19 protein-coding genes are annotated in these 19,456 nt (G+C 39.8%); 3 read left to right on the top strand and 16 right to left on the bottom strand.

Annotated elements, in window-relative coordinates:
• Nucleotides 1–6: 6 nt before the first annotated feature.
• The 6 genes from B3297_RS19540 to B3297_RS19515 all read right to left on the bottom strand — a co-directional run bounded on the left by B3297_RS19540 (nucleotide 7) and on the right by B3297_RS19515 (nucleotide 5,971).
• Nucleotides 7–963 carry a 3'-5' exonuclease gene (locus tag B3297_RS19540; RefSeq protein WP_286779326.1) on the bottom strand — a complete coding sequence of 319 codons (957 nt, stop codon included), beginning with the start codon at nucleotides 961–963 and terminating at the stop codon, nucleotides 7–9.
• Nucleotides 964–1,034: 71 nt separating this feature from the next.
• Complete coding sequence (locus tag B3297_RS19535; protein WP_070560844.1) at nucleotides 1,035–2,357, bottom strand: M16 family metallopeptidase; 1,323 nt, start codon at nucleotides 2,355–2,357, stop codon at nucleotides 1,035–1,037.
• Nucleotides 2,347–3,606 carry a M16 family metallopeptidase gene (locus B3297_RS19530; RefSeq protein ID WP_115048529.1) on the bottom strand — a complete coding sequence of 420 codons (1,260 nt, stop codon included), beginning with the start codon at nucleotides 3,604–3,606 and terminating at the stop codon, nucleotides 2,347–2,349. The genes B3297_RS19535 and B3297_RS19530 overlap by 11 nt, the downstream gene beginning before the upstream one ends.
• 20 nt (nucleotides 3,607–3,626) lie before the next feature.
• The gene (gene hemF, locus B3297_RS19525) at nucleotides 3,627–4,523 is read right to left on the bottom strand and encodes an oxygen-dependent coproporphyrinogen oxidase (RefSeq protein ID WP_070560847.1); all 897 of its coding nucleotides are present in this window, start codon (nucleotides 4,521–4,523) and stop codon (nucleotides 3,627–3,629) included.
• 19 nt (nucleotides 4,524–4,542) lie between these two features.
• Nucleotides 4,543–5,547, bottom strand: coding sequence for an NAD(P)H-dependent glycerol-3-phosphate dehydrogenase (locus B3297_RS19520; protein ID WP_286779325.1), 1,005 nt, complete (start codon nucleotides 5,545–5,547; stop codon nucleotides 4,543–4,545).
• 88 nt (nucleotides 5,548–5,635) lie between these two features.
• Complete coding sequence (locus B3297_RS19515; RefSeq protein ID WP_070560851.1) at nucleotides 5,636–5,971, bottom strand: Rieske (2Fe-2S) protein; 336 nt, start codon at nucleotides 5,969–5,971, stop codon at nucleotides 5,636–5,638.
• Between the two features lie 68 nt (nucleotides 5,972–6,039).
• On the opposite strand from B3297_RS19515, the gene ychF reads away from it, so the two are divergent.
• Nucleotides 6,040–7,140, top strand: a complete 1,101-nt coding sequence (ychF, locus tag B3297_RS19510) for a redox-regulated ATPase YchF (protein ID WP_070560853.1) — start codon at nucleotides 6,040–6,042, stop codon at nucleotides 7,138–7,140.
• Nucleotides 7,141–7,216: 76 nt separating this feature from the next.
• Here ychF and B3297_RS19505 read toward each other — a convergent pair whose 3' ends face one another.
• Nucleotides 7,217–7,513, bottom strand: coding sequence for a YgaP family membrane protein (locus B3297_RS19505; RefSeq protein ID WP_046676248.1), 297 nt, complete (start codon nucleotides 7,511–7,513; stop codon nucleotides 7,217–7,219).
• A gap of 135 nt (nucleotides 7,514–7,648) precedes the next feature.
• On the opposite strand from B3297_RS19505, the gene B3297_RS19500 reads away from it, so the two are divergent.
• Entirely contained in the window at nucleotides 7,649–8,494 is an 846-nt protein-coding gene (locus B3297_RS19500; RefSeq protein ID WP_286779324.1) for an ATP cone domain-containing protein, read from the top strand.
• A 74-nt stretch (nucleotides 8,495–8,568) separates the two neighbouring features.
• Here the strand turns inward: B3297_RS19500 and ispE are convergent, their stop codons facing one another.
• From ispE to B3297_RS19475, 5 genes are all read right to left on the bottom strand, one after another.
• Complete coding sequence (ispE, locus tag B3297_RS19495) at nucleotides 8,569–9,384, bottom strand: 4-(cytidine 5'-diphospho)-2-C-methyl-D-erythritol kinase (protein WP_115048527.1); 816 nt, start codon at nucleotides 9,382–9,384, stop codon at nucleotides 8,569–8,571.
• A gap of 30 nt (nucleotides 9,385–9,414) precedes the next feature.
• The gene (locus tag B3297_RS19490; protein WP_046676245.1) at nucleotides 9,415–9,942 is read right to left on the bottom strand and encodes an adenine phosphoribosyltransferase; all 528 of its coding nucleotides are present in this window, start codon (nucleotides 9,940–9,942) and stop codon (nucleotides 9,415–9,417) included.
• Nucleotides 9,929–10,891 (bottom strand): helix-hairpin-helix domain-containing protein, encoded by a 963-nt coding sequence (locus B3297_RS19485; protein WP_070560859.1) that lies wholly within the window; start codon nucleotides 10,889–10,891, stop codon nucleotides 9,929–9,931. The genes B3297_RS19490 and B3297_RS19485 overlap by 14 nt, the downstream gene beginning before the upstream one ends.
• 106 nt (nucleotides 10,892–10,997) lie before the next feature.
• Nucleotides 10,998–12,302: an efflux RND transporter periplasmic adaptor subunit gene (locus B3297_RS19480; RefSeq protein ID WP_070560902.1), complete on the bottom strand. Its 1,305-nt coding sequence runs from the start codon at nucleotides 12,300–12,302 to the stop codon at nucleotides 10,998–11,000.
• Between the two features lie 22 nt (nucleotides 12,303–12,324).
• On the bottom strand, nucleotides 12,325–13,704 hold the full coding sequence (locus tag B3297_RS19475) for a TolC family protein (protein WP_159332923.1): 1,380 nt from the start codon (nucleotides 13,702–13,704) through the stop codon (nucleotides 12,325–12,327).
• Between the two features lie 114 nt (nucleotides 13,705–13,818).
• On the opposite strand from B3297_RS19475, the gene B3297_RS19470 reads away from it, so the two are divergent.
• The gene (locus B3297_RS19470; protein WP_376745399.1) at nucleotides 13,819–14,370 is read left to right on the top strand and encodes a polysaccharide deacetylase family protein; all 552 of its coding nucleotides are present in this window, start codon (nucleotides 13,819–13,821) and stop codon (nucleotides 14,368–14,370) included.
• On the opposite strand, the gene B3297_RS19465 is transcribed toward B3297_RS19470, so the two are convergent.
• From B3297_RS19465 to B3297_RS19450, 4 genes are all read right to left on the bottom strand, one after another.
• Nucleotides 14,367–15,164 (bottom strand): DUF4249 family protein, encoded by a 798-nt coding sequence (locus B3297_RS19465; RefSeq protein ID WP_070560865.1) that lies wholly within the window; start codon nucleotides 15,162–15,164, stop codon nucleotides 14,367–14,369. The genes B3297_RS19470 and B3297_RS19465 overlap by 4 nt on opposite strands.
• A gap of 6 nt (nucleotides 15,165–15,170) precedes the next feature.
• Nucleotides 15,171–17,495: a TonB-dependent receptor gene (locus tag B3297_RS19460; protein WP_070560867.1), complete on the bottom strand. Its 2,325-nt coding sequence runs from the start codon at nucleotides 17,493–17,495 to the stop codon at nucleotides 15,171–15,173.
• A gap of 136 nt (nucleotides 17,496–17,631) precedes the next feature.
• Nucleotides 17,632–18,558 (bottom strand): alpha/beta hydrolase, encoded by a 927-nt coding sequence (locus B3297_RS19455; protein ID WP_312194605.1) that lies wholly within the window; start codon nucleotides 18,556–18,558, stop codon nucleotides 17,632–17,634.
• Nucleotides 18,545–19,444: a hypothetical protein gene (locus B3297_RS19450; protein WP_286775407.1), complete on the bottom strand. Its 900-nt coding sequence runs from the start codon at nucleotides 19,442–19,444 to the stop codon at nucleotides 18,545–18,547. The genes B3297_RS19455 and B3297_RS19450 overlap by 14 nt, the downstream gene beginning before the upstream one ends.
• Nucleotides 19,445–19,456: the final 12 nt, after the last annotated feature.

The raw sequence follows: 19,456 nt of genomic DNA, 5'->3' as shown, positions 1-19,456 counted from the left end.
TTAACGTTATTTTTTAAATTTATCTTGCAATCCTTTCAACATATCCAAAGAAATGTTCTGCGGCGCTTCTTCTTTTTGTTGATTGAATTCCTTTTTCGCAAGTTTTTTATCTTCTACAGAATGGGTGGCTGCAGCTGCTTTTGCCTTTTGCTCACTCTTTTCCTTTTTATACCGATTCCAGATATTCTCCAAGACCTTCTTGGTATACAATGGAAAATCACCATTCTGCATCCAAGCGTAGTAACTGGGCTCTTGCTCAAATACTTCTATAACAGGTCTTCCTTTATGTTTACCAAAATTGATCGTTTCCAATCCCTCCGCATTATAGACGAGCCGTCCGGCAAAATCTACAGGTTTACTTAGGTTGGTAAACGTATGTAGCGCCTCAACATCGTTTACGACAGGATAAGATACTGTCCCATGTTTATCTTCGAATGCAGCGCCTTCATATTTTGTCAGCTGCGCTTTCAAGACCTCATATGTGGCACGAACATCCGCTTCCGCTGTATGCGCATTTTCAAGATCTTCGTTGCAATAAAACTTGTATGCAGCTTTCAGCGTACGTTGTTCCATCTGATGGAAGATATTTTGAACATCCACAAATGCTCTACCCTCCAATGAAAAATCAACACCTGCCCGTAAAAACTCTTCCATAAGCATTGGGACATCGAATTTATTGGAATTATAGCCCGCGAGATCTCCATCGGCAATAAAAGCCGCAAGTTCCACTGCGATTGCTTTAAAATTAGGAGCATCCTTCACATCTTCATCATAAATGCCGTGAAAAAAAGAGGATTCCCCAGGGATAGGCACTTCTGGATTGATCTTCTTTGTATAGACTGTTTCTTCACCACTGGGCATCACTTTCAGAAATGATACTTCCACAATACGATCGGTCGCTACATTAACACCTGTAGTTTCCAAATCGAAAAATACCAATGGTCTTTTTAATTTTAATTCCATGCTGGATAATACACTTTTTTATCAAAAACCAAAAATACAAAGTAGTATTCGATTTTTGTAGTCTAAGAAATTTAATTTACAACCGCTTGATGAACTGGTTCTACTTGACTGATTTTCCCAATAACAACCTTCACCATGGCATCGTAGTCCAAGTATTTATTGGCAAGATGCTGCACCTTCTCGGGCGACATATTTCTGATCTGTTCCATATAATAAGAATAATAGTTCAATGTCATCCCATTTAACAAAACACTTTTGAACTTGTCGGCATGCGAAAAGATACTTTCCAACGAACCCAACATAGAACCTTCCATATAGGTCTTCACAAGATTGACCTCATCCTCGGAGGCCAAAGTTGTTTTCAACAAATTGATCTCCTTTTCTATTTCAGTCAACGTGGCCTGTGTTACATCTACCCCAACTTCAGTTACAATGGTCATAAAACCAGTATGTTTCAAGGTAGCAACAGCCGAACCAATGCTATAGGTATACCCTTTTTCTTCTCGGATATTGCGCATTAGGCGGGAACCGAAAAAACCACCTAATAATGTGTTGACAAATTGTAATGCCGGATAATCGGGATGTTCCCTTCCGATTGTCTGACAGCCTAACCGAATGGCAGACTGCAAGGCATTATCTTTTTCCTCATAAGCCAGGTTATTTGAACCTTGCACCAAAACTGGGACTTCCGAAGGAGATACAGCAGCTGCTCCTTGCCAATCGACACCGAAGATTTGCTCCAACTCCTGCAAAAGCTCTTCAGAAACATTACCTGAAACAATTAATGTACAATTGGTAGGAACAATTTCCCTACGGTACAATTCGATCAGCTGCGCACGCGTAATTGCATCGTAATCTGTTAGTTTTGGTGTACGCCCATAACGATTGTTCTCACCAAAGATCAAATTGTAAAATTTGCGTCTCGCCAGATAATCATTTTTCTGAATAGAAACTTGAAACTTTTGCTTGTTATTACGCAAATAGGTATCTAACTCCTGTTGCGGAATCGATGCTTCCGTCAGAATATCTTTTACAAGCGGCAAGAGTACTTGACTATGTCTATTCAATGTATAAAGCGACAGAGACGTTACGTCAAAAGAATATTCAGGAACAAGAAATGCTCCGTAGAAATCCACTTTATCTGCAATCTCTGCACTCGACATGGTCTTTGTCCCCTCCTTAAGCAATGCACTTAAAGTACTATTTAACAACGGATTTTCAGCCGCACCGTCAAGATAGGTATTCTCAAAGATCCATTCTATCCGTACCAGCTCCTGCTCGGGCGACTGGAATACATAGACAGGCAATCCGTTTGCAAACTGCTTCTTGATTGGTTCTTTCAAACTTATATTTCCAATTTCACGGAACTCGGGTGCTTTTGTTCTATCCAACATGTACAGCCTCCTCTTGTTTTGATTTATACATTAATATAGAAGCATTCTCCGGTCTAAAAATAACCTGAGCTTGCTGTTGAACTTCCTCAGCACTCACCGACAAATATTTTGAGACCTCTGTGTTGATGCCGTTTGCATCACCCAGCAACTCATGGAAAGCCAAGTTCATGGCTTTATCCAAAATAGATAGTTCTGCAAAAACATTGGTCGATTCGATCTTATTCTTTACTTTTTCCAATTCAGCTGCAGGTACTAACTCGGATTTTATGACCTCCAATTCTGCCCACACCGCACGTTCAGCTTCCTCTAGCGAGATGCCTTCCGATGGTTTTCCTTCAATAACAAAGAGGTTATTGTCGATACTTCCCATCACATAAGCATTTATTTCACTAAATAACTGCCCCTCTTTTACCAATCGACGATACAAACGTGAAGAAGAGCCCCTCGATAAAATGTCCGACAGAAGATCCATTGCAAAATACCCCTCTTCCAATCGAGCAGGGCCATGAAATGCCATATAAAGCGCATCCAAAGGCACCTCTGCCCAAGTCGTTTCACGCCTAATCTTATCTTGCGCGGGTTCTTTAGGCAATTGGCGATTGTATTTTTCGCCCGCCTCGATATCGCCAAACCATTTTTCAGTCAAAGCTTTTACTTCCTCAAAATGAACATCTCCAGAAACAACCATAATTGCACTCTGCGGATTATAATGTAATTTGAAAAATGCTTTAACATCTTCCATTGTAGCCTCTTCAATATGGCTCAGTTCTTTTCCGATGGTTGCCCAACGATACGGATGTACCTGATAGGCTAATGGACGTAATTTTAGCCAAGCGTCACCATAAGGCTGATTCAAATAACGCTGTTTGAATTCTTCACTCACGACATTCCGCTGCACTTCGAGGCTTTGTTCGGAAAAAGCCAAACTTAACATCCGGTCCGACTCCAACCACAATGCCGTTTCTAGATTTGAAGAGGGTAAAGTGATGTAATAATTTGTAATATCGTTGCTGGTGAATGCATTATTCTCGCCACCCACTTTTTGTAATTCGGTATCGAAATTAGGAATATTGATACTTCCACCAAACATCAGGTGTTCAAATAAGTGCGCAAATCCGGTCTGTTCCGGCGATTCATCCCTTGCTCCCACATCGTACAAGATATTGACGCAGGCCATGGCTGTATTATGATCCTCGTGTACCAATACACGTAGGCCGTTTTCCAACGTAAATTTTTGATAAGAAACCATCTATTTTTTCTTCGATGTTTTTAAATCCAGTTAATACCTTTTCGCAATAAAGATAAGGTTTTGGCTTCTTCGGAGCCTTCTTCAGGACGATAGTCATATACCCAATTGGCTTGGGCTGGTAGACTCATCAATATGGACTCAATCCGACCATTCGTTTCAAGTCCAAATTTAGTCCCCGAATCCCATACGAGGTTAAATTCGACATAGCGTCCGCGACGGATCAATTGCCAATTTTTCTGTTGATCTGTAAAGGTTTTATGTCGATTTTTCTCCACCAATGCAGTGTAGGTTGGTGCAAACGTGCGTCCAAGGTCACAGGAAAAAGCAAAAATATCTTCCATGCTCACCCCCGTTTTTTCAGTATTCAACTTATCGTAAAATACACCTCCTATGCCACGTGTTTCCTGGCGATGTCTGATATAAAAATAATCATCCGCCCAATTTTTAAACTTTTCATAGTAGGTAGAATCATGTCTATCACAGACATCTTTCAGCTGCTGATGAAAATAACGCGCATCCTCTTCATCGATATAATGCGGAGTTAAATCAATACCGCCGCCAAACCAACGAATCTGATCGTTCAGTTCAAAATAGCGGATATTCATGTGTATAATAGGTACGAAGGGATTGTTTGGATGGATTACAATGGAAACTCCTGTCGCAAAAAAATCATCTTCTTCCACCGCAAATGACTTTTTGATCGCTTCAGGTAATTTGCCATACACAGACGAAAAGTTAACGCCTCCTTTTTCAAAAATTTGACCATTTTGAATGATCCTGGTGCGACCGCCACCGCCGCCTTCACGCTCCCACAATTCTTCTTCAAAGCGTGCCGATCCGTCTAATTTCTCCAGCGCCTGACATATTTCGTCCTGAATTTCTTTATAAGCTAAAGCAATCGCTTCTTTTGTTATCATCTACTCTATTGCTACTTTATTATGTTAATTTTTCGCTCAATGCTTGAATAATTTTAGATGCAGGGAGGTGTTCATACAAAATTTGATGCACGGCATCGCATATTGGCAATTCCACCGCATATTTTTTCGCATACTCTTGAATACATGCCGATGCGTAATACCCTTCAGCCACCATATTCATTTCCAACTGCGCAGATTGTACACTGTAGCCCTTTCCGATCATATTACCAAAGGTTCTATTTCGGCTAAATTGGGAATAGGCTGTTACCAAAAGATCCCCTAAATAAGCCGAAGTATTCACATCCCTTGACGTATCACCATCTACTTTACCTACAAAACGACGCATTTCGCGAATTGCATTGGAGACCAGCACAGCCTGAAAATTATCACCGTAACCTAAGCCGTGACAGATACCTCCAGCTAACGCATAGATGTTTTTCATTACTGCACCAAATTCTATTCCGAGTACATCTTCCGAAAGAATCGTCTTGATAACCCTTGACGACAGAAAGGAAGCAACCAATGCTGCACTATCCAGGTTCTTACAGCCGAAAGTTAAATACGACAATTTGCCTAAGGCAACTTCCTCCGCATGGCAGGGACCACCAACCACACAGATCTGTTCAATATCGACCTCATAGCGTTGCTCCAAAAACTCACCGATAATCAAATTATCTTTGGGAATAATCCCCTTGATGGCTGAAACAACAATTTTATTTCTAAAATCTTCCTTCGTCACATTGGCCAGTGCATCCTTCAAATAGGCCGCAGGCGTATTTAAAATGACAATATCTGAATTAGTAATTACATTTTTAGCATCGGTATCAATCGTCGTAATACTAAGATCAACCGAAACACTGCTCAGGTAAGTCGGGTTATGTTTGAATTTTTGAATATATTCTGCATCCTCTTCCTTTCTTACCCACCAAAAAATATGCTTGTCTTGGTCATTTTCACATAGCATCTTGATCATAGCAGTAGCCCAACTTCCGCTACCAATTATACCAATCTTTTTCCCCTGCATGTCTTTAATTTGTTTTCGACAGCAAATATACTTATTTACTAACGAGATATACGATTCACGCGGTGAGATATGATACTTTCGTTACTTTTTAAGCAAATAAACGCTCCCAGAAGCCTAATTCCAAGCCAACATAATAATCGTTGTTTTCGAATTTTATGGGGTAAACGCGAATAAAATCATGCTGTTCGGGATTACCTCTTCCCGACACCAGATCGAATTCATGGCGATGAAAAGGACAGATTACTTTGCCACGTTCACACCAGCCATTTTTCAATGGTGCCCCAGCATGTGGACATTTAGGCGAGAAAGCATAGAGTTGGTCTTCGTACCAGGTAATACAAATAATTTTTCCACCAAATTTATGTTCGCTGATGCCCTGATTTTTAAGAAAATCGGCATGTTCAATTTTGTACCAATGAACCATTCGACAAGATAGCTAAAAATTACAGTGAATTTTCTATCTTTGTGCAATTTCAAAAATTTGCACTATATATGGCTTTACAATGCGGTATCGTAGGTTTACCAAACGTCGGTAAATCAACATTATTTAACTGTTTGTCGAACGCGAAAGCGCAAGCGGCTAACTTTCCATTTTGTACAATTGAACCAAATGTTGGGGTAATTACCGTACCGGATGCCCGTCTCAATAAATTAGCTGAATTAGTCAACCCGCAACGAATTGTTCCAAACACCATCGAGATTGTCGATATCGCCGGTCTTGTGAAAGGAGCTTCAAAAGGTGAAGGCTTAGGCAATCAATTCTTAGGAAATATTCGTACAACAAATGCTATTATTCACGTTTTAAGATGTTTTGACGATGGGAACGTGATCCACGTAGATGGTTCGGTAGATCCAATCAGAGATAAAGAAATCATTGACACCGAATTGCAGCTTAAAGATTTGGACACTGTAGTAAAACGTATCCAGAAGGTAGAAAAAATGGCTAAAACAGGCGGCGATAAAGATGCAAAAAGAACGTTTGACATCCTATCAATCGTCAAAGATCATCTTGAAGCTGGAAAATCCGCCCGTACAGCAGCAATTGAAGCTGAAGATTTTGAGTTTATCCAGGATTTAGCCTTGTTAACGGCTAAACCTGTACTTTATGTATGTAATGTAGATGAAGGTTCTGTTAATACAGGTAACGCTTACGTAGAACGTGTTAAGGAAGCTGTAAAGGATGAAAAAGCCGAGGTATTGATTATCTCAGCACAGATCGAATCTGAAATCGCACAACTGGAAAGCTACGAAGAACGAAAGATGTTTTTAGACGACTTGGGTCTTGAAGAATCTGGCGTACATAAGCTCATCCGCGCTGCATATTCGCTTTTAAATTTGGCGACTTATTTTACCGCTGGTGTACAGGAAGTTCGCGCTTGGACGATTGAGAACGGATTTACAGCCCCTCAGGCTGCAGGTGTAATCCACACAGATTTCGAAAAAGGGTTTATCCGCGCTGAAGTAATCAAGTATGACGATTTTGTCTCACTTGGCTCCGAAAATGCGGTAAAAGAAGCTGGAAAGTTATCGGTGGAAGGAAAAACATATATTGTCCAAGATGGCGATATCATGCACTTCCGTTTTAATGTATAATCATTCCCACCTGTTCAAACAGATAAATACAAAAAAGAGGCCAGTACATGAAATGTACTGGCCTCTTTTTTTTGTGTTATTTAACAAAATAGCGGTGTTCAATCACCTCTACTTTTTTGATATCCTTATCTTCCAGCACTTTCTTAACATCACAATGACCAGTTACGCCGCGATAGATCAGCGCTCCGCCAAGGGTCAATCCTGATAATCCAGTCAGTGGTGATTTAAAAAGTTTTTTAACACCCAAGCCCAATATGAATCCGCCGGCAATCACCGACAGAACACGCTCAGAGGTGCCAATATTTTCTTCGATACAATCGTCTTCGATCTTTGTTTTTATCTTATCAAATGCAAAGTTTAGTAGGTTACTCATAATTATCTCCATTTTATTTATCGTACATGTTATAAACAAATGGTGTCCTAAAAAAGTTTAGGAATAGAATAATAGTTTTTTATGTTGTTTCTCCGACGACATCTCTTATATTCGTATTTAACAAATTAGAGATACATGCAAATCAAAAAATATTCTGGTGAATTGGTACCCTTTAATGGTGAATCGCTACGTCGTTCGCTTTCTCGTTCCGGTGCCAATGCTGACCAGGTCAATCAGGTCTACGATAAGGTACTCAACGAAATATATGATGGGATTTCAACAAGAGAACTCTATCAGCTGGCCTTTGATACGTTAAAAACTGTGCGAAATTCTTACGCCGCTCGCTACAGCCTTAAGAAAGCCCTGCGTGAACTTGGCCCCGAAGGTTTCTACTTCGAAAAATACATTGCCCACCTTCTGCGATCCATCGGATATGAAAGCACCACCGGACAGACCGTACAGGGACATGCCGTTTCCCATGAATTGGATGTTGTAGCCTATAAGGACGGTAAACTGATCACCGCCGAATGCAAATTTCGAAACGATATTGACGCAAAAATATCCGTAACGACGCCCATGTATTATCTTTCAAGATTCAAAGATATCAGCAATATCAATTATCAGTTTTTTGGAAAACAGCTGCAGTTTCAAGAAGGCTGGCTGATTACCAATGCATACTTCACCTCCGACTCGATTGATTTTGCCAAATACTATCGTATCAACTTGCTTTCTTGGGATTATCCAAAAGAAAATAGCATCAAAAAGAGAGTAGACAAAGCTGTTTTCTATCCGGTCACTTGTCTCACAACTCTTTCCGACCTTGAGGAACAGCAACTGCTCAAAAATCAACTTATTTTGGTAAAAGATATCGTGAGTAATCCCGAGAAATTGGATCTCCTAAACTTAACAAAAGAACGGAAAGAAAAGGTCTTAAACGAGGCTCGCGAACTCATCAACTATCAGGTGGAAGAAGAATATTAATTATAAAAAAAGGTGTTATGTATACCTGTTTGGACAGCTATACATAACACCTTTTTCAGTAGTCGATATTACTTCTAAAGCTTGGTCGGATGATAGATCTTGCCATATTTCGCAAGTTCGTTTAAATCTGTCTTTTCCCAAAATATACCATAAATGGCTGCTCCGGACCCTGACATAGAAGCGTAAATTGCTCCTTTTTGATATAAAGTTTCTTTGATTTCTTTCAACAAGGGGTAACTTTCGAAAATACCATCCTCAAAATCATTTCGAATATGAAACTTCCACTCTTGGATGGGCAAACGAATCGCTTCTTCCAAATTAACTTCGGGTGCCTTAGGTTGCACAGCAGCAAAAGCCTCAGCCGTAGAAATATGAATATTAGGCATAATTACCACAAGATGGTAGCCATCCAGATTTAGATTTAAGTCTTTAAAATCTGTCCCAATACCTGTTGCAAAAACAGGATTATTTGCGATAAAAAAAGGACAATCGGCACCTAGCTTTGCGGCGTATCCCGCCAGCTGCTCTTCAGTAAGATTCAATTGAAAGAGCGTATTAAGTCCTTTCAAAACAAAAGACGCGTCCGCAGAACCGCCGCCTAATCCTGCTCCAATCGGAATTTGTTTGACCAAATCAATGGAAACGGGTGGAATGCCATAATCTTTTTTCAACAATTCAAAAGCTCTTATACAAAGGTTATCATGGAGATTCCCTGGGATACGTTCCCCTTGAATGTTTAGTGTTGTCTCCGCAGCAGTCGTTTCCAATAATTCGATAATATCGTAAATCGGAAGTGGATAGAAAACGCTATTCAGTTCATGATAACCATCCGTACGCTTGGCAATGACTTGCAGCCCAATATTTAGTTTAGCGTTTGCAAAAAGTATCATGTGAATTGCTCTAAATCGTATATTTCAAAATTAATAACTTACCAATGAAAAGATATTATCACTGAACCTAGATAACCGTCCTTTCGCTTTAAGGAAATCCAAAGAGATAATAAAACTGTAGGCGACAATCTCCCCACCAAGTCGTTCAATAAGTTTACTGGCGGCAACGACGGTACCCCCTGTCGCTAAAAGGTCGTCGTGAACCAATATACGGCTTCCTTTTTCAAAAGCATCTTCATGGATTTCAATGGTTGCCTGGCCGTATTCCAGTGCATAGGATTCAGATACGGTTTTAAAAGGCAATTTACCTTGTTTTCGGATTGGAATAAAAGGCAAGCCCAGCCTATTGGCAAGTAAAAATCCAAATAGAAAACCCCGACTCTCAATTCCAGCAATAGCATCTATCTCTATGCCTTGCAATTGATCAATAATCGCATCAACCATTTCGCTACACAATGCCGCATCTTTCAACAAAGGGGTAATATCTTTAAAGACAATACCAGGTTTAGGAAAATCCACAATATCCCGGATTTCCAGTTTCAATTTATCTTGAATCATTCTCAAATATTAAATAAGGCGCAATCTTCGCAATCGCAAGATCTGAAAGTGTTCCTATTTTTGTCAAGTCCTCAATATTGACATAACTTCCATGCTGATCCCTATAATTGACGATTAGTTTCGCATCTTTAGGGCTAAGATACGGATGTTTGGCCAATGAATTTGCATCAAGCTTATTAATATTGATTTTTTTGATTCCATCTAAATTGGCTACAACAATATAGTCTTTAATCTGGTCATAGGTCTCGGCTGTAACTCCATAAACCTCCTTTAATTGTTCTATGCGGTAGAACCCACCAAGAACCTCTTTATATTTCAAAATGCGTTTGGATAGAACCGAACCTATCCCTTTAAGACTGATTAATGCTGTGGTATCACAGGTATTAATATCGATAAGCTCGGCTTTATTTCTTTCAAACTTATCGTAAAGCAAAGGCGCTTTATTTTGTTGTTTTGTTCGCGCTGAATCAGGCATTGTTTTGATTTGAATGTAGGGCTCTAATCTGTTGTAAAGTCGGCCATTGATCGAGTAAATTTTCTTCAGATCGGTTTTTACTCTAAACCTTCCACCTTTTTTTTCATAGTTTTTCAGGACCGCAATCTGTTTATCAGAAAGCCCCAACTTATGCCAATCAGCGTGTGGTAAATTGTTTGGATCAAAATAGAATAGTTTGGTCTCTTCCAAAACCGAATGTTCAGATATTGCCCCCGCACTTTTGTCTTTAGTCGAATAGGTTGCCTCGACCTCCTGTTTGTTTACCGGACCAGAGACCTCAAGAGAGTCATGAAAGGATTGTTCAAATAATTTGGCCTGATTGGGAATTGGATCGCGCGTATTGCTTTTAATCAAAGCATAGATCGTCACAAACAACACAATGATTACCAAAATAATGAAAAACCCATTTTGTTCTGTTTTATTAAATTTAAAATAAGCCAATAGCCTCTTCATAAGCCGCTAAAAATTGGGATATCTAAATTTAATAAATTATAAGGAAAATAAAAAGGGAATTATTAAAAACAATTCCCTTTTTATTAATTATTATCTACAAAGAGATTTATAACTTTGACTTGTCCACTTTTTCAACTTGGCTACCATCCTTTAAAGTTTTTGAAATAGCATCAAATGGCCGAGAGACCACTTCATCCCCTTTTTTCAGCCCTGAGGTAACGATGATATTTTTATCATCCTGAATACCGGTCTTTACCAACACCTGCTTAACAGTTTTATCTTTTAGGACAAATACATACTCCTCCACTTTCTTATTTGTATTGGTAGAATCTTTATCATCAGAACGCACAGTTACCGATTGAATCGGAACAACCAGCCCTTTATCATGTTTTGTAAATATCTGAACGGTTGCTGAAAGCCCTGGCTTAAATGGCGATGCAACGTTCTCTTTCATCAAGTCCTGATACGATTCTGCACTGATGCGCACTTTTACATTAAAATTTGTTACCTGATCTGTCGATGATGTCGTCGTCGTTGTTGTTGCTATATTTTTAGACGAGCTAGCAATTTCCGTCACAACACCTTTAAACTTCCTATCCTTAAAAGCATCGACTTCGATCTCAGCTTGATTCCCTACCCTTACATTATTAATATCATTTTCATTTACATCGACATTAACCTCCATCGAGCTCATATTGGCTATACGCATAATTTCTGTACCTGCCATCTGCGCCGTTCCAACAACACGCTCTCCCTTTTCGATAGACAAGAGCGAGATGATACCATCTGAGGGCGCATAGATTGTCGTCCGATTCAAATTATCCTGTGCTTCTTTTACTGACGCTTGTGATTGGTCAATGCCATATTTTGTCGAACGTACCGTTTCCCTTTGTGCTTGGATAGAAGCCTGTGCAGCAAAATATTCGGCAGAACTTTTATCCATTTCTGAAGCAGAAATAACACGTTTTTCGAAAAGCTCCTGATTCCGTTTATAGGTAGCGGCAACATTTTTGAAGTTTTCTTCTTGTTGTTTTAATTGCTGTTGTGCAGCTGCGAGATTGGCCCGCTGTGAATTCATTGCCGCAACCGAACGATCATAACCAGACTGCAAAATATCAGGTTTGATGCGACAGAGCACCTGTCCTTTTTTAACAAAATCACCTTCTTTAATGTTAAGCTCAACAACCTCTCCAGATACCTCCGAACTCAACTTAACCTCCACCTCAGGCTGAATCTTCCCACTCGCAGAAACTAATTCATCGACATCGGCCTCCTTTACGACATCCACAGCGACTTTAGTAATCTCTCCCTTTCCAAACCAGCCAGCTTTAAAACCTATGAAGCCAAGGACCACCAAGAGCACTACGATGATCAGTATAATTTTTCCAATGCTACGTTTTTTCTTTGCCATTTCTTTTGTTAGTTCAAATAGATTAATTGTTATCGAATTGAATTGGATTTCCAAGGTAATAATCGATGATCTTCGATCTGAATATTACGTTATATTTTGCTTGAATAAGGTCAAATTCGGCCTTATTTCGTTCTGTTTGAGCTGTAAACAATTCCAGTGAATTCGCCATACCAATATCATAACGCTCCTTTGTTGCCTTGAATGCTGTTTCAGCACTTTCAAATGCTACAGTAGCCGAGCTATAGCGTTGTTTGGCCGCATTCACATCCAATACAGCCTGATTAACGGCCTTGTTTAAGTTATTTTTTGCCAACTGCTCGGATGCCTCCGCCTGTTTCAAACCAATCTTTGCCTTGGCCACATTCACTTTATTCTGATTTCTCGAAAAAATAGGAATAGCAAGAGATAAACCTGTGAAAAATGACTTATTATCCGATACTTGCTGGCCAAAGGGCACTCTAAAAAGAGTTGCAGGATCTAAGGGATCGGTTTGTCTTGTCGTTGCAGAGGAGTAATTCGTTCCATAACTCACATTCAGATTGAGTGTAGGATAATAGCCTCCCTTCGCGATATCGATTTGTTTCAATGCCACCTCTTTATCCAATGCAGATTTGTGAATATCGGGCTGTAAGGTGAGCGCTTTTTGGTAAACATCCACGGCATTCTTATCCACTGCATGAACCAATATGGCTTCCAGACTCGGGCGTTCCAAAGAAATAACGGTTTCAGGAGGCATTTCCATCAACTGCTTCAAGGTCAACAAAGACATTTCGTATGAATTTTTTAGATTAACTTTGTTCAGTTCATTTGTGGCAACCTGATTTTTTGACTTAGCAAGATCGGCAATTGTTTTATTACCAACTGCAAATTGGATGGAGTCCAAAGAAAATTGTTGCTTTGATAAAGCAATCTGATCTTCACTGGCAACCATCATCTCATGATTGGTTATTGCTTCCAAATAATTCACCAACACATTGAGCACGAGATCATTCTTGATCTTATCTACCTGAGTCGCTGTAGACTCCAGTTGCAATTTATTCGCTTTGATCTGATTGACCTGCTGAAAACCCTGAAATAAGTTGACACTAGATCCCACGGAGCCACTGGTTCCTTTTGTCCAAGTGTTATTAACGATTCGTCCAGAAGTTAAATCGAAACCAAAACCATAACGGAAACTTTGATCCACAGTAGCACTCAGGTTTGGCAACAAATTACTTTTTGCCTGAAACAGGTCCTGCTCAGCAAGATCTTTGTTCAGGGCCGCTTGCTTTATCTGTACGTTCCGTTCCAATGTCATACGAATGGCCTCGGCCACCCCCACAACCTGTTGGGCTTGAACTAAAACATTAGTTCCAAGAAATAACCCAGTAAATACTACTGCAGAATAATAAAATCTTTTCATGTCCATATGTAGAACCATACATTTTTTTTTAGATTTGAACTTCATTTATCGGTTATGTATTTTGTCAAATCTCCATTTTTCCTTAGATGGCTATATCCCAAATCAATATGGAACATGCCACGTCATGAAAAAAAAGTCTATCTTACTTTTGATGATGGTCCAATTCCTGAAATTACACCTTTTATACTCGATATCCTAAAAAAATATCAGGTGAAGGCAACATTTTTTTGTGTTGGTGAAAATATTAAAAAAAATCCACATTTGTTTCAACGAATTTTAGCGGAAGGACATCAGTTGGGCAACCATACTTACAATCACCTCAAAGGCTGGGAGACAAATGATGAGCAGTATTTGGCAAATGTTGCAAAATGCCAGGAACTGACCCAAACCGATCTTTTTCGCCCGCCTTATGCCCGAGCAACAAAATCCCAACTCCGTCAACTCTATAAAAAATACCGTGTGATCATGTGGGATATTATGTCGGGTGATTTTGATCCGAATTTAAGTCCCCAGAAATGCCTCGAAAACGTTTTGCCCAACATTAAAAATGGCTCTGTTATTATTTTTCATGATAATATCAAAGCCATTCCCCGTGTCGAATATGTTCTCCCTAAAACAATAGAATTTCTATTAAAAAATAACTATCAGCTTTCGAGAATAGATTAAGGTTTACTTCTAGCAAACGTCACCTCAGATTCATAATATTTACCTACACTGACACTGAAATACCCCAATGCATTGTTGCTTAAATTTGAAATCGGATTAGATGGCGAAGCCGAACCAGGATTAATCATTTGAAAACTATTCCAGTAATTGTAGGCGCCTACATCGATACATTGACGTAGGATACGCACACGATCACCAACTTTCAAATCTCTATCGCGGTCGACAATATCATGCTGCACCTCTAAGCCATTGTTATACTTATCGTTAAAGACATCAATAAAACGTAGTTTACCTCCATTCACCGACATCTTATACTTATAATAATTCCCTTTTTCCGGGGGGTCAACAAATACGAGAGTTGGATAATAAATGGTATCAGTAAAAATAATGCGCTGTGAAAGCCCTATAGAATCCACATCCACATAGCTGGGAACCTTTGATACCCCTTGGATCTCCCTTCCATCAGCGGTCTTTACCTGCAACTGGTAAGTGACCTTCTCCTGTAACCGTAATGTCTTATTGGTATACAGCCCGTCAGCCCCCGCTTGAAACGTATAAGTGCGATTATTTTGCATATTCTTAACGATCACTTCTGCATCTGTTATCGGAGAAAACAGCGAGTCTTTAATACTTACAACCTGCTGTATACTAATCTCATGCTGTTGATCCGAAACCATCAAATCTGCGGTGATAACCAATTGACCTGTATTTTCGGGCAGTTCCAATTCTATTTTGTCTTCGCAGCTCCCTAAAGTAAATAATGCAACAGCTATAACTCCTAATATCTTCTTCATACTTTGCTAAAATTTAAAATTCCACGTAATCGATGGTATCGCTCCAAATAATGCTATCCGATAAATCTCGGTGACATTGGATTGTCCTTCTTTTTCTCTAAAGTCGATCAAATAGGCATTTTTTCGGTTATAGGCATTGTAGAGACCAAACGACAAGCTCGAGTAGCTATTCTTTGTTCGCTTAATATCATAAGTTGCTGCCAAATCCAGGCGGTGATAAGCTGGCATCCGCTGCCCATTTCTTTTATCGTAATAGAAGATCGTACGATCGTCAACAAAATATTTCCCCGCGGGCATCGTTACGGCGTCACCTGTATAGTAGACAAAATTGGCGCTCAAATTCCACTTCGGATTTAACTGATACTGCGCCACAATGGCTATATTATGGGTTTTATCCTGCCGCGCACTAAACCACGCACCATCATTGATCTGTTCAAATTGGCGCTCACTTTTGGATAAAGTATAACTCAGCCAGCCGCTAAATCGCCCCAGTCTCTTTTTCAGAAACCATTCAATGCCGTACGCTCTACCTTTTCCAAACAGCAATTCCCCTTCCAGCAATTCATTTGCCTGTAGATCGGCGCCATTCCTATAGTCAATCTGGTTCTTTAAATCTCGATAATAACCTTCAACAGAGAATTCATATCTGTTGGATGCAAAATTCCGAAAGTAACCCAGCGAATACTGATTGGATAACTGCGGCTTAATTGTATTATTGCTCAGTACATATTGATCGGTAGGAAGGCTGCTGGTCGTATTACTCAGTTGATGCAAATACTGAACATTGGTATTAAACGAAGCCTTTACCGTTGTCAAATCATTGATCGCGTAGTTTAAGGAAATGCGAGGCTCCAGATAGACGTACTTTTTACCCAACTTGCCATTTCCTACATAGGTAGAATCCACGGCCTCGCCAGCAGGATCGAAAGTATAAAATGTTCCCGGTCCCAATGCTGCGTAAGCGGATGCTCTCAGTCCAAAGTTTAATTTTAAACGGTCGGTAACTGACCAGTCATCGGTTAGATATGCAGCAACATCAACACCCTTACGATGTTGAATTTGCAATGAATTCACCTTCGAATCTTCCCCCGCTTCGATACTTGCCGGTCGGATTTCCTGCAGGGCTGCCTGCAATCCAAATTTTAGATTGTGACGGTCCGAAAGATTGTACTGAAAATCTTGCTTAAAATTGTAATTAAAGATATCTGAGCGGATCTTAAAGTTATTATCATCCTCAATCTTAACCTGATAATTGAATTTACTAAAAATTAACGTTGTATTGCTAAACAACCTATTGCTCCAGACATGGTTCCAACGCATGGTTCCAGTCGCATTTCCCCAATTGAAATCAAACAAATCATGATAAGCCATTGCATCCTTACCGAAATATCCAGACAAGTAAAGTGTATTCTTATCATTGATGCGATAATTAAACTTTGCATTGAGGTCATAAAAAAAGAGCGCACTCTTCTTAATATTCTCATCACTTGAAAGTTTTAAGAAAAGATCCGCATAAGTACGTCTGCCGGAGATCATAAATGAGCTCTTGCCTTTTTGAATAGGTCCTTCCAATTTAAGACGCGAGGCGATAAGTCCCAAGCCACCTTCTACGTTGAAGTGCTGATTGTTTCCATCCAAGGTGGTTATTTCCATAACCGACGAAATTTTACCCCCATATTGAGCCGGAACCCCACCCTTGTAGAAATTAACGTCTTTGATCGCATCGGAATTAAAGGTCGAGAAAAAACCGAACAGATGGGAACTGTTATAGACAGGAGCCTCATCCAGCAAAATCAGGTTTTGGTCGCCACCACCACCACGCACATAAAAATTGCTGCTTCCTTCCCCACCACTGGTTACTCCTGGAAATAGCTGTATGGTCTTGAGAATATCTTTTTCTCCAAATAGTACAGGGACTTTTTCGATTTCTTTAGGGCTAAACTGCGTAAGCCCAGGCGTTAGATCCTTTATTGATTTGCGCCTATTTCCGGTCACGGTAACCTCGGCGAGCTGATTTTCCTCAGGTACCAACTGAATAATATAAGTGGAGTCCTTATCCAGATAAACAGAAAATCCTTTTGTTCGATAGCCTACCGACGATACTTCTATCCCTTTGCTGCCATCACGGACAGACAAGCTAAAAAAACCATATTTATTTGACGCAGTGGATTTTTCCTCCGCATCGTTTCGTATCACGGCACCAATAATATTCTCACCGCTGATACTGTCCCTAACAAACCCCGAAATAGATTTAGACTGTTGACTATACGCTTGCTGCGCGCAGAACAAAATGGAAGAAAGACAAAAAACAACCTTTATAGGTTTAAACATAATCAAGTGAAGTCAAAATTTTGCTGAAAATAATAAAAAAGCCTTACAATTTGTAAGGCTTAATAATAAGTTTATAATTTGTTAGTTAAGGTCTCTGTTTAACAAAAATAGTATTTTATTCATTTATGCCAAATATTTATCCATTTTTCTTTTCACTTTTCTTCGCTTGATCAAAATATCCCTTAAAAAAAGCCATTTGATAAACAATTGACCGAGACCAGTACTCCCAATTGTGTCCACCTTCACTTGTAACAAAGGTATGATTTATATTATGGTACATCAATTTATCATGCAGCGCAACATTCACCGTGTAGAAAAAATCTTCCTTACCGCAATCGATGATTAAGCGAAGTTTATTATTGATTAATTTGGGAACCATATTCATAACAACACGATTATCCCATTCTTGCGATACATCAGCATAATTCCCTATGCGATCTTTAATTTCCCAATTTAGGGGGAAAGGTCTAAAATCTACCCCACCGGCCGTACTTCCTGCAGCGCCATAACTATCCTGATGTTTTATGGCCAGCGAGAGCGCGCCATGCCCGCCCATACTTAAACCCGTAATAGCCCTTCCGCTCCGATCTTTGATCGTTGAATAATGCTGATCTACATAATCGATCAGCTCTTTGGACACAAAGGTTTCATATTGGTAGTTTTTATCGTTCGCGATGTCCCAATACCAGCTTCCAAAACCGCCATCGGGACAAACCACCATATAACCATACTGATCTGCCAATGCGCTTACACTTGAATTTTTAACCCAATTGCTATAATTACCGGAATAACCATGCAATAGGTAAAGGACGGGATAATTGATTTTGCTCGAGTAATTTTGCGGAAGAATTACGACTGTCTTAATTGCTTTACCCATGGACGGGCTCTGAATGGAAAGAGTATCCACTTTTGCAGCGTAGGAGTTCGTGAGTGTGCATAAAAATAAAGTGAATGCAATTAACAGCTGTCTAATACCGGCCAGACAAAATAGGCCGCTTTTGATAGGATCGGTTTGATGAAAATTATGCATCGAATAACTGAAAATAGGTCTAGTGTTTATCATAAATGTATTGATTTCTTTCAAAGAAATAAAGATAGGATTTTAAACCAAATGGACGCTCGCTAATTGTATAAAATCCAGTTCCATTGCTATCGAAAGCTATTGCTTCCCCCTGCGGCTCTACCTGATAAGGCAGAATAGCTGGCTTTCGTTGCAATACCTGCTTCCAGGATTCACTTCGGTTTCTCTGCCAATAGAAAATATGGGTAATATTCTTTACAAGCAGTTGTGTACCTGTCTGATCTATAGCAGAAGCCGTAGCAAAAGTAAATGGCAGCTCTGCTATCCTATTTAAGGTGAAATATTGCTGTTTAACATTTGTAAATACTTCGGCGCCATAAACAGTCGATCGAAATTCACGTTTAGATATAACATACAACATGTTGTCAATTGGATCAATCATAATCGATTCGGCATCTAACCGTTGCCGGCCAGGAAATTTAAGAAAGATAGCCCGAATGGACTTCTTCGGAATAAGCCCAGGATCATCGGCCTGAGGCTCAGGAAATACATACAGGCATGTCCAGGTTCTTTTCCCGGCGTTGTTTCCGATGTCCGCGAGGACGAGAAAATAGGTATCTCCAATTTTCACCCGATCGATATCCTCACAGTCGACGACAGAGACTCCTTCAAGTGAAAATTTTTTCAGTAGTTTGGCCTGACGATCAATTAAATAAATAGTTGCACCGTCACCACTATCATTGTGTACCCAAAAATTACCCTCCTGATATGCCGGTGTAATACCCGACACTTCCTTCAATTGTGGATCAGTCAGTTCCCCAAGAGCAATTTGCGTTTTAAAATAATCCTTCCTATTTTGGCTGTACACCTGCAAACTTAACAGCGAAAATGTAAACAGCAGGCACAGATTCAATCGTGCAATATTCATGTTTAAAGATAC

The organism is Sphingobacterium sp. UBA3519, from assembly GCF_002377215.1.
GTDB lineage: Bacteria > Bacteroidota > Bacteroidia > Sphingobacteriales > Sphingobacteriaceae > Sphingobacterium > Sphingobacterium multivorum.
Note: the sequence above shows the minus strand (reverse complement) of the source record. Positions and strands in the feature narration are given on the sequence as shown.